Raw genomic sequence first — 12,034 nt, 5'->3', positions numbered from 1 at the left:
GCGCCAGAGCCGCGGCACACTCCCCCAACCGCTCCGCGAACACCGGGGACTCGTCCAACAAACGGGCACCCATACCCGCCCACTGCGAACCCTGCCCCGGGAAGACAAACACCGACCTCCCCTCCACATCGGCAACCCCACACACCACCGCGGCCGACGAGGTGCCCTTCGACAGCGCCTCCAGTTCCCGCCGGAAGTCCTCGATGTGCTCGCCGACGACCACAGCCCGGTCTTCGAACAGCGACCGCGAAGTGACCAGCGAATACCCGATGTCGGCCGGTGTGGTCTCGGGGTGGCCGTCGAGATGGGAGAGCAGGTTGGCGGCCTGTTCGCGCAGCGCGGCGGCGCCGCGGGCCGACAGCACCCACGGAAGGGCCCCCGGCCCCGCCTGGCCCGGCTCCTCGACGGGGGTCCGCGGCACGGCCTCGGGCGCCTGCTCGAGCAACGCGTGCGCGTTGGTGCCGCTGACACCGAACGAGGAGACGGCACAGCGGCGCGGTTCTCCGGTGTCCGGCCATGCGACGGGGTCGGACAGCAACGCCACCGTGCCGGGTGACCAGTCGATGTGCGACGACGGTTGCTCGACGTGCAGGGTTTTGGGCAGCAGCCCGTGGCGCATCGCCATGACCATCTTGATCACGCTTGCCACACCGGCCGCCGACTGTGTGTGCCCGATGTTGGACTTCACCGAGCCCAGCAGCAGCGGTCGGTCCGGGGCGCGGTCGTCACCGTAGACCGCCTGCAGCGCCTGGACCTCGATCGGGTCGCCCAGCGCTGTGCCGGTGCCATGCGCGTCGAGGGCGTCCACGTCGCCCGCCGACAGGCGCGCGTTGGCCAGGGCCTGCCGGATGACGCGTTGCTGGGACGGTCCGTTCGGCGCTGTCAAACCATTCGAGGCACCGTCCTGGTTGACCGCCGAACCGCGGACCAGCGCGAGCACCGGGTGGCCGTGGCGCTGGGCGTCCGAGAGCCGTTCGACCAGCAGGATGCCGACTCCCTCGGCCAGGGTCATGCCGTCGGCGGCATCGGAGAAGGCCTTGCACCGGCCGTCCGCGGCCAGCGCCCGCTGGCGGCTGAAGGCGAGGTACGAGGCGGGTGTGGCCATCACGGTCGCGCCGCCCACCAGGGCGAGCGAGCTCTCCCCTTCGCGCAGCGACCGGCACGCCAGGTGCAGGGCCACCAGCGACGACGAACACGCGGTGTCCACGGTGACGGCGGGGCCTTCGAGGCCGAACACATAGGACAGCCGGCCGGAGAGCACGCTGGGGCTGCTCCCGGTGACCATGTGGCCCTCGGTGCCGTCCGCGACCCCGGTGCCGTAGTCCTGGTAGGTCGATCCGATGAAGGTGCCGGTGAGGCTGGAGCGCAGCGACCGCGGGTCGATGCCAGCCCGTTCGAAACTCTCCCAGGCCGTCTCCAGCAGCAGCCGCTGCTGCGGGTCCATGGACAGCGCCTCACGCGGCGAGATCCCGAAGAACGCCGGGTCGAACTCGCCAGCCGAGTCCAGGAAACCGCCCAGTGTCGAGTACGTCCTGCCCGCCCGGTCGGGGTCGGGGTCGTACAGCGCGGCGGTGTCCCAGCCGCGGTCGGCGGGGAACTCCGAGATGGCGTCGGCCCCGTCGACCACGAGCCGCCACAGCTCCTCGGGGGAGCGTACGCCGCCGGGGAAGCGGCAGCTCATCCCGATGATGGCGATCGGCTCGTCGTCGTGGGCCGAGGAGAGCGCCACGGGCCCGGTGCCGGCCGCCCCGGTGCCGAGGATCAGCGTGCGCAGATGCCGGGCCAGGGCCAGGGGGCTCGGGTAATCGAAGGCCGTGGTGTTCGGCAGGCTCAGGCCGGTCAGGGTGACCAGGCGTTTGCGCAGCTCGACGGCGGTCAGCGAGTCGAACCCCAGGTCGCGGAAGGCGCGCTCTTCGGGTACGCCGTCGGCGGAGGCGTGCCCGAGTACGGCGGCGGCCTCGGCGCGTACCAGGCTCGTCAGCAGCCGCTCCTGCTCGGCCTCGGTGCGCCCGTGCAGCCGCCGGGCCAGCTCCGACGCGCCGTCCGCGGCCTCGGACGCGGACCGCTGACCCGCCTGTGGCCGCGCCTGTTCCCGGGCCTCGGGCAGGTCGCCGAGCAGCGGGCTCGGCCGTACGGAGGTGAAGACGGGGAGGTACTGGTCCCAGTCGACGTCGGCGACGGTCACGGTGGTGTCGCCGTGCACCACGGCGCGGCGCAGTTCGGCCATGGCCCGCTCGGGCGCCAGGAAGCGCAGGCCGCGCCGTTTGAGGCCGTCCGCCATCGCGTCGTGGGTGGCCATACCGGACTCGGCCCACGGGCCGAAGGCCACGGAGGTGGCGGCGAGTCCGCGGGCGCGGCGGTGTTCCGCCAGCGCGTCCAGGTAGGCGTTCGCCGCGCCGTAGGCGCTCTGGCCGCCGCTGCCCCATACGCCCGCGATGGAGCCGAACATGACGAACAGCTCCAGGTCGCGGTCGCCCAGCAGGGCGTCGAGGTGGGCGGCCCCGGCCAGTTTCGCCGCGACCGCCTCCTCGAACTCCGCGGGCGCCATGCCCTCCAGGGGCGCGGCGGAGGCGATGCCCGCGGTGTGCACGACCCCGGTGAGCGGGGAGTCGGCGGGGAGGTCCGCGAGGGCGGCGGCCAGCGCGTCGCGGTCGGCGGCGTCGCAGGCCACGATGCGCACCCCGGCCCCCAGGGCCTCCAGTTCGGCGCGCAACTCATCCGCGCCGGGGGCCTGTGCGCCCCGGCGGCTGGTCAGCACCAGGTGTTCGGCGCCGGCGCGCGCCAGCCACCGGGCGACCTCGGCCCCCAGGGCGCCGGTGCCACCGGTGACCAGGACGGTGCCGCGCGCGGTGAAGTCGCGGGCGGCGGGCAGATCGTCCACCGTACGGTGGGCCAGTCGGCGCGCGGACACTCCGGTGGCGCGGATCGCCACCTGGTCCTCGTCGTGGTGCGCTGAGGCGGGCTCGGTGGATCCGGCCAGCACGCTCATGAGCCGCTGGGCAGCGGGCCGGTCGACCACCTCGGGCAGGTCGACCAGTCCGCCCCACCGCCCGGGGTGTTCCAGGGCGGCGGCCCGTCCCAGGCCCCAGATGGCCGCCTGGAGCGGGCTGATGACCGGATCGGACGGCCCGGTGGACACGGCGCCCCGCGTGGCATTCCACAGCGGGGCGGTGACGCCGAGGTCGCCGAGCGCCTGCACCAGGGCGACGGTGAGCGCCAGTCCGGCGGGCACGTTCGGATGGGCGGGGGCGGGCTGCTCGGCGACGGCCAGCAGCGAGAGCACTCCGGACACCTCGTCGAGGCGTACCCCTTCCTCGGCGTCCCCCTGAACATCTGGCTGAACGTCCCCGAGCCGTGCGGCCAGGACGGCACGGTCGGCGCACGTGTCGTCCAGCACCACCCGGTGGACGCGGGCGCCGTGCCCGCGCAGCGCGTTCACCACATCGTCCTGGAACGGGTCGCCGGGCGTGCCGTCCGCGGTGACGACCAGCCAGGTGCCGGCCGCCACCGGTGCCGTGGACACCCGCAACGGCTGCCACTCCACCTGGTACCGCCAGGAGTCCAGCACGGCCTTCTCATGCCGGTTCTGGCGCCAGGAGGAGAGCGCGGGCAGCAGGGCGTAGAGCGACGCGTGGTGTTCGTCCTCCAGTCCCAGCACGGTGGCCAGTTCCGCCGCGTCCCTGCGCTCGACCGCGCTCCACAGCCGCTCGTCCGCCGGATCCGCCACCGCCTCCGGGCCCGTGGGCGCGGCGGTGGCGGTGTCGGGCCAGTAGAAGTCGTGCTGGAAGGCGTACGTCGGCAGATCGACACGGCGTGCCCCGCTGCCGCCGAAGTACCCGGGCCAGTCCACGCGCACCCCGCGGACGTGCAGCTTGGCCAGAGCCGCCGCGACAGTCAGCTCCTCGGCGCGGTCGGCCCGCAGGGCGGGCACCGCCTCGGCCGTGGACTCCTCGCCGAGCGTGTCCTCGGCCATCGCGGACAGGACGCCGTCCGGGCCGAGTTCGAGGAAGGTGGTCGCGCCCGCGTCGCGCAGGGTGCGTACGCCGTCGGCGAAGCGGACCGTCCCGCGGACGTGTTCCACCCAGTAGTCCGGGGAGCAGATCTGCTCCTCGGTGACGATCTCGCCGGTCACGTTCGAGACGATCGGGATGGTCGGCGCCGCGTAGACCAGGCCCTGTGCCACCTCGCGGAAGCCGTCGAGCATGGCGTCCATGCGGGGCGAGTGGAAGGCGTGGCTGACCCGCAGCCGCTTGGTCTTGCGGCCCAGGTCGCGGAAGTGTGCCGCGGCCTCGAGAACCGCCTCCTCGTCACCGGAGAGGACCAGCGCGGACGGGCCGTTCACGGCGGCGACCGCCAGCTCGTGGTCCCGGCCGGCCAGCAGCGGCGCCACCTCGTCCTCGGTGGCCTGTACGGACACCATCGCCCCGCCGGCGGGCAGGGCCTGCATCAGCCGGGCCCGCGCGGCCACCAGGGCGCAGGCGTCCTGGAGGGACAGCACACCGGCGGCGTGGGCCGCCGCCAGTTCGCCGATCGAGTGGCCGGCGACGTAGTCGGGTTGGATGCCCCACGAGAGCATGAGCCTGAAGAGCGCCACTTCGACGGCGAACAGCGCGGGTTGCGTCCAGCCGGTCAGGTCCAGCAGCTCGGCCTCGGGCGTGCCCTCGTCGGCAAACAGCACCTCGCGCAGGGGGCGGTCCAGGTACGGGTCCAGCTGGGCGCAGACCTCGTCCAGCGCCCGGCCGAACACCGGGAAGTCCGCGTACAACTCCCGGCCCGCCCGGGCCCGCTGGCTGCCCTGGCCGGAGAAGAGCAGCGCCAGCTTGTCCGTGCCGCCCGACTCTCCCTCGATCACGGCGGGGTCGGGACGACCCTCGGCGAGCGCGGCCAGCGCGCGCAGCAGCCCGTCCCGGTCCGGCGCGACCACGGCGGCGCGCTGCTCGAAGGCCGAGCGGGTGGTGGCGAGCGAGAGCGCGACATCGGCGGCGTCCAGCCCAGGGTCGGTGTCCACGCGGGCCGCCAGGCGGGCGGCCTGGGCCCGCAGCGCCGCGCGGCCACGACCGGAGAGCAGCCAGACGACGGAGCCGTTGCTACCCCGGGGTGCGGCCTCCTCGGGCTCGGGGTCCGACGGCGCGGGCTGTTCGACGATCAGGTGGGCGTTCGTGCCGCTGATCCCGAACGAGGACACACCCGCCCTGCGCACCCGGCCGGTCGACGGCCACTCCACCGCCCGGGTGAGCAGTTCGACCTCTCCAGCCTCCCAGTCCACATGCGACGACGGCGCGTCCACATGCAGCGTGCCCGGAAGCACACCGTGCCGCATCGCCATCACCATCTTGATCACGCCCGCCACGCCCGCCGCGGCCTGGGTGTGCCCGATGTTCGACTTCACCGACCCGAGCCACAGGGGTCGTTCGCGATCCTGCCCGTACGTGGCCAGCAGCGCCTGCGCCTCGATGGGGTCGCCCAGCGTGGTGCCCGTGCCGTGCGCCTCCACCGCGTCCACGTCCGCGGCCGACAGACCGGCAGTGGCCAGCGCCTGACGGATCACCCGCTGCTGGGACGGGCCGTTCGGCGCCGTCAGACCATTGGACGCGCCGTCCTGGTTGACCGCCGAGCCCCGCACCACGGCGAGCACTTCGTGACCATTACGGCGCGCGTCCGACAGCCGCTCCAGCACCACCACGCCCACGCCCTCGGACCAGCCCACACCGTCGGCCGACTCCGAGAACGCCTTGCACCGCCCGTCCGGCGACAACCCCCGCTGCCGCGAGAACTCGATCAACGACGCGGGTGTCGACATCACCGTGACGCCGCCGGCGAGCGCGAGCGAGCATTCGCCTTCCCGCAGCGCCTGCGCCGCCAGGTGCATGGCCACCAGCGAAGAAGAACACGCGGTGTCCACGGTCACCGCCGGGCCCTCCAGGCCCAGCGTGTACGACACCCGGCCCGAGGCCACGCTCGGGGACGTGCCGCTGCCCAGGAAGCCCTCGAAGTCGCCGCCGCCCGCGAGCACGGTGCCGTAGTCGTTGTACATCACTCCGGTGAACACGCCGGTCCGGCTGGAGCGCAGCGACACCGGGTCGATCCCGGCCCGTTCGACCGCCTCCCAGGAGGTTTCCAGCAGCAGCCGCTGCTGGGTGTCGGTGGCCAGCGCCTCGCGCGGGCTCATATTGAAGAAGGCGGCGTCGAACTCGCCCGCGTCGTGGAGGAATCCGCCACCACGGGTGTACGTGGTGCCGTGGTGGTCGGGGTCCGGGTCGTACAGCGTCTCCAGGTCCCAGCCGCGGTTGGCGGGCAGCCCGGAGATCGCGTCGGTGCCCTCGCTGACCAGCCGCCACAGCTCCTCGGGCGAGCCGACGCCGCCCGGATAGCGGCAGCCCATGCCCACGATCACGATGGGGTCCTCGACAGCCGTGACGGGATTCGGCCGTGCCGGGTCGGGGGCTGCCGCGGCACGGCTGCCGAGGAGTTCATCGAATACGCCGACTACATGGACGGCGAGCGCGGTGACCGTGGGGTAGTCGAAGACGGCGGTGGCCGAGGTGCGCAGCCCGGTGGCCGCGCTCAGCCGGTTGCGCAGCTCGATCGCGGTCAGCGAGTCGAACCCCAGGTCCTGGAAGGGGCGGTCCGGGTCCACGGCCTCGGGACCCGCGTGCCCGAGCACGGCGGCGACCTGGGCCCGGACCACGTCCACCACGGCCCGGGTGCGCTGGTCGCCGTCGAGCCGGGCCAGCCGCTGCGCCAGCCCCGAGGCGGTCCCCGAGCCCGCCACCACCGTCCGGCGGTGGGCCTTGCGGACCAGTCCGCGCAGCAGATGCGGTACGTCGGCGGAGGCGCGCAGCGCCGCCAGGTCGAGCCGTACCGGAAGCAGGACGGGGTGGCCGCTGGAAACCGCGGCGTCGAACAGGGCGAGGCCCTGCTCGGGCGAGAGGGCGGGGGTGCCCATACGGGCCAGCCGCCGCAGGTCGGTCTCGGTCAGGGCGCCGGTCATCCCGTCCGACAGGGCCCAGGGCCCCCAGGCGAGGGACTGGGCCGGCAGGCCCTGGGACCTGCGGTGGCGGGCGAGCGCGTCCAGGAACGCGTTGGCCGCCGCGTAGTTGCCCTGGCCGGCGGTGCCGACGGTGCCGGCCAGCGACGAGAAGACGATGAACGCGGACAGCTCCAGCCCGTCGGTCGCCCGGTGCAGGGCCCAGACCGCGTCGACCTTGGGCCGCAGCACGGCGTCCATACGCTCGGCCGTCAGCGAGCCGATCATGGCGTCGTCGAGCACTCCGGCCGCATGCACGACCGCGGTCAGCGGATGCTCGGCCGGGATCCCCGCCAGTACGGCGGCCAAGGCGGCGGCGTCGGCCACGTCACAGGCCACGACGGTCGCGTCCGCCCCGTGGTCGGCGAGGTCGGCGACCAGGTCGGCGGCGCCCTCGGCCGCGTCGCCGCGGCGGCTGAGCAGCAGCAGATGGCGTACGCCGCGTTCGGCGGCCAGATGCCGGGCGACCAGGGCGCCCAACCCGCCGGTGCCGCCGGTGATCAGGACCGTGCCGTCGGTGTTCCAGCCCGGCTCCGGATCCGCCGCGTTGCCCGTGTCCGCCGCGTCCGGCACGGGGGCGGTGACCCGGGCGAGCCGCGGGGCCAGCACGGTGCCCTGGCGGACGGCCAGTTGGGGCTCGTCTGCCGTCAGGGCCGACGCGGGAAGGACGGTCGAGGGGTCCTCGGGGTCCAGGTCCACCAGGGTGAACCGGCCGGGCGCCTCGGCCTGCGCGGAGCGCGCCAGGCCCCAGACGGCCGCCGCGGCGAGGTCGACGGGCGCGCTCGCTTCTTCGCCGCGAGATTCCCCGGACGTGGCTGCTCCGCCGTCGGCAGCCACCGCCCCACGGGTCACGAAGACCAGCCGGGTGCCCGCGGGCCCCTCCTCGGCCGACCAGACGCGCAGCAGGTCCAGCGCCCGTGACGTCAGCGTACGGACCGCGTCGGCCATCTCCCCGGCGGTGTCGGCGAGCATCGGAACCAGCACCGCACCGGGCGATACGCCATCCGGCCCGGTCAGCACGGCCGGGTCAGCCGGGTCAGCCGGGTCGTCATGGACCCGCGCCTCGGTGCCGGCGGCCCGTAGCGTCTCGGCGAGGCCCAGGACATCCGGGCCGAGCACCACCACGGGCCCGGACGCGGCCACCGCCGCTGTCCCGTCCGTCGCCGAGGCAGGCAGCGGTGTCCAGTCCACGCGGAACAGCGAGTCCCGCCCGGCCACTGTCCCCTCTCCGGGGCCGCCGGCCGGCAGGGCGCGCAGCGTCAGCGCCTCGACGGAGGCGACGGGTTGGCCGGAGGGATCCGCGACCGCGATCGACAGGGTGCCGTCGGCGGCTCGGGACATCCGTACGCGTATCTCGGACGCGCCGGTCGCGTGCAGGGACACGCCCTCCCAGGAGAACGGCAGGGCGGTGCCCCCGCCGTCGGGGTCCGGGTCCCGGCCGGGGTCGGCGAGCATCGCGTGGAGGGCGGCGTCGAGCAGCGCGGGGTGCAGTCCGAACGAGCCGTCGGGGGCCTGGGCCGCAGGCTCCAGCGCCACCTCCGCGAACGTGTCCGCACCGCGTCTCCAGGCGGCCCGCAGCCCCTGGAAGAGCGGCCCGTACTCGAGGCCGTCCGCCGCCAGCCGGTCGTAGAGGCCGTCGAGCGGGAGGGGTTGCGCATCGGCCGGCGGCCACTGGGCGGTGTCGAAGGCGATGTCGTGCCCGCCGGTGGTGAGCACGCCCGTGGCGTGCCGGGTCCACGGCAGCTCGTCGGTGCCCTCGCCCTCGCCGTCGGGCCGGGAGTAGAGGTTCAGGGTCCGCCGGCCGGACTCGTCCGGACCGCCGACCCACATCTGCACCTGGACGCCGCCGTGTTCGGGCAGTGCCAGCGGCGCGGCGAGGGTCAGGTCCTCGACCCGGTCGCAGCCGACCTCGTCACCCGCGCGGATGGCCAGCTCCAGGAAGGCGGTCGCGGGCAGGATGACGGTGCCGCGCACGGCGTGGTCGGCCAGCCAGGGGTGGGTCCGCAGGGAGAGCCTGCCGGTGAGCAGGAAGCCGTCGGAGTCCGCCAGGGACACGGCGGCGGCCAGCAGGGGGTGGTGCGCGGCGCCCATGCCCGCGGCCCGCATGTCGCCCGCCGGAGTGGCGAGGCCCTTGGGCCAGTACCGCCGGCGCTGGAACGGATAGGTCGGCAGGTCCACCCGCCGGACGCCGGTCCCGGCGAAGTAGCGGTCCCAGTCGACCGGCACGCCGCGTACGTGGAGCACGGCCAGCGCGGTGGTGACGGCCACCGGCTCGGGGCGGCCCGGCCGCAGCAGCGGTACGGCGGCGCCGGGACCCTCAGCGTCCTCGGCCAGGTCCCCGTCGGTGGCGGTGTTGTCGAGACAGGTCCGGGTCAGCGCGGACAGGACGCCGTCGGGGCCCAGCTCCAGGTAGGTGTCGACGCCGTGTCCGTGCAGCCAGCCGATGCCGTCGGCGAACCGCACCGCCTGGCGTACGTGGCCCACCCAGTAGTCGGCGGACGTCAGCTCCTGCACGGTGGCCTGGGCGCCGGTCAGGTTCGATACGACCGGCACCGCCGGCGCCCGCGGCGACAGCTCCGCGACCACGGCGCGGAACTCCTCGAGCATCGGCTCCATGCGGGGCGAGTGGAAGGCGTGGCTGACCCGCAGCCGCTTGGTCTTTCGGCCCTCGCCCGCGAAGTGCGCCTCGATCTCGGCCACCGCGTCCTCGTCGCCCGCCACCACGACGGCCGAGGGGCCGTTGACCGCCGCGATGGAGACGTGGTCGGCGCGCCCGGTCAGCAGCGGCGCCACTTCGGACTCGGTGGCCTGTACGGACACCATCGCCCCGCCGGACGGCAGCTCCTCCATCAGCCGGCCGCGCGCCACGACCAGCCGCGCCGCGTCGGCCAGCGAGAACACCTCGGCGGCGTGGGCGGCGGCGATTTCCCCGATGGAGTGCCCGGCCAGGAAGTCGGGGGTGATGCCCCAGGACTCGACCAGCCGGAACAGGGCGACCTCGACGGCGAACAGCGCGGGCTGGGCGTATGCGGTGCGGTCCAGCAGGGCGGCTTCCGGGGTGCCCTCGGCGGCGAAGAGTATGTCGCGCAGCGGGCGGTCGAGCCACGTGTCCAGCGCGGCGACGGTCGCGTCCAGCGCCTGGGCGAACACCGGGAAACGCTCCGCCAGCTCGCGCCCCATGCGCAGCCGCTGGCTGCCCTGCCCGGCGAACAGGAAAGCCAGCTTCCGTGTGGTTCGTGCGGTGCCCCTGACCAGGCCGGCGGGGGAATCGCCCAAGGCCAGTGCGGACAGCGCGGCGGCCGCCGTGGCGCGGTCGCCCGCGGTGACGACGGCGCGGTGTTCGAAGCCCGCGCGGGTGGTGGCCAGCGAGAAGGCGAGGTCGGCGAGGCCGAGCCCGGGGCGGGCGTCCAGGTGGGCGTGGAGCCGGGCGGCCTGCTCGCGCAGCGCCTCGGGGGTCCGGCCCGACACCGGCAGCGGCACCACGCCCGGGCCGACGGTCACGACGGGTTCGGGCACCTCGGCGGGGTCGGCATCCGGGCCGGGCCCGGCCGCAACGCCATCCGGCCCAGCCGCGGCGCCGCCCGGCCCGCCCGCGGCGCCGCCCGGCCCAGCCGCGGCGCCGTCGGACCCGGTCGGCTCGTCCTCAGCCGGTGCCTCGGTGGGGGCCTGTTCGATGATGGTGTGTGCGTTGGTGCCGCTGATGCCGAACGAGGAGACCCCGGCCCGGCGCGGCTCGCCGGTGACCGGCCAGGCGGTCGGCTCGGTCAGCAGTTCCACGGCGCCCGACTCCCAGTCCACATGGGTCGAGGGCCGGTCGATGTGCAGAGTGCGCGGCAGCACCCCGTGCCGCATCGCCATGACCATCTTGATGATGCCCGCGACACCGGCCGCGGCCTGGGTGTGCCCGAGGTTCGACTTCACCGATCCGAGCAGCAACGGCCCCCGGTCGCCGCGGCTCTGACCGTACGTGGCCAGCAGCGCCTGGGCTTCGACCGGGTCGCCCAGCGTCGTACCGGTGCCATGCGCCTCCACCGCGTCGATCTGATCGGCGGACAGCCGTGCGTTGATCAGCGCCTGCTCGATCACCCGCTGCTGCGAAGGGCCGTTGGGCGCGGTCAGGCCGTTGGACGCGCCGTCCTGGTTGACGGCCGTGCCCCGCACCACCGCCAGCACCTCGTGTCCGTTGCGCTGGGCGTCCGACAGCCGTTCCAGGACGAGTACGCCGACGCCTTCGGCCCAGCCGGTGCCGTCCGCGGTGTCGGCGAACGAACGGCAGCGGCCGTCGGCCGACAGCCCGCCCTGGCGGCCGAACTCGATGAAGGTGGCCGGGCTCGACATGATGGTGATGCCGCCCGCGAGGGCCAGCGAGCACTCCCCCGCGCGCAGCGACTGGGTGGCCAGATGCAGGGCCACCAGCGACGACGAACACGCCGTGTCCACGGTGACGGCCGGTCCGACGACACCGAAGGTGTACGAGAGCCTGCCGGACATGACGCTCGTGGTGTTGCCGGTGAGCTGGAAACCCTCCACACCGTCGGCCGGGCCCACCCGGTAGTCCTGCGCCATCGCGCCCACGAACATGCCGGTCCGGCTGGAGCGGAGGGTGCCCGGTTCGATTCCGGCCCGCTCGAACGCCTCCCAGGCGGCCTCCAGCAGCACCCGCTGCTGCGGGTCCATCGCCAGCGCCTCGCGCGGCGAGATGCCGAAGAAGTCCGCGTCGAACTCAGTAGCTGAGTCCAGGAATCCGCCGGAGACGGCCGTCCCGGCCAGCTCGCGAGGATCCCAGCCCCGGTCGGTCGGCAGGGCGGTGATGCCGTCCGCACCGGACTCGACCATGTGCCACAGGTCCTCCGGGCCATTCACCCCGCCCGGGTAGCGGCAGCTCATGCCGACGATGGCGATCGGCTCCTGTGCCGCGGCCTCGATCTCGCCCAGCCGGCGTCGGGTCCGCCGCAGATCGGCGCTCGCCCGCTTGAGATAGTCCCTGAGCTTCTGTTCGTTGTCCAT

Annotated in this window: 1 protein-coding gene (running past one end of the window); it reads right to left on the bottom strand. The window is 74.4% G+C overall.

The window, feature by feature from the left end; genetic code table 11:
- Positions 1-12,034, bottom strand: the start of a protein-coding gene (locus ACH4U7_RS01960; protein ID WP_398526075.1) for a type I polyketide synthase. It extends 16,910 nt beyond the left edge of the window; only the first 12,034 of its 28,944 coding nucleotides appear in the window; it begins with the start codon at positions 12,032-12,034; the stop codon falls past the left edge of the window.

The sequence above is a fragment of the Streptomyces sp. NPDC020845 genome, from assembly GCF_044334165.1.
In the GTDB taxonomy this organism is placed as follows: domain Bacteria; phylum Actinomycetota; class Actinomycetes; order Streptomycetales; family Streptomycetaceae; genus Streptomyces.
Note: the sequence above shows the minus strand (reverse complement) of the source record. Positions and strands in the feature narration are given on the sequence as shown.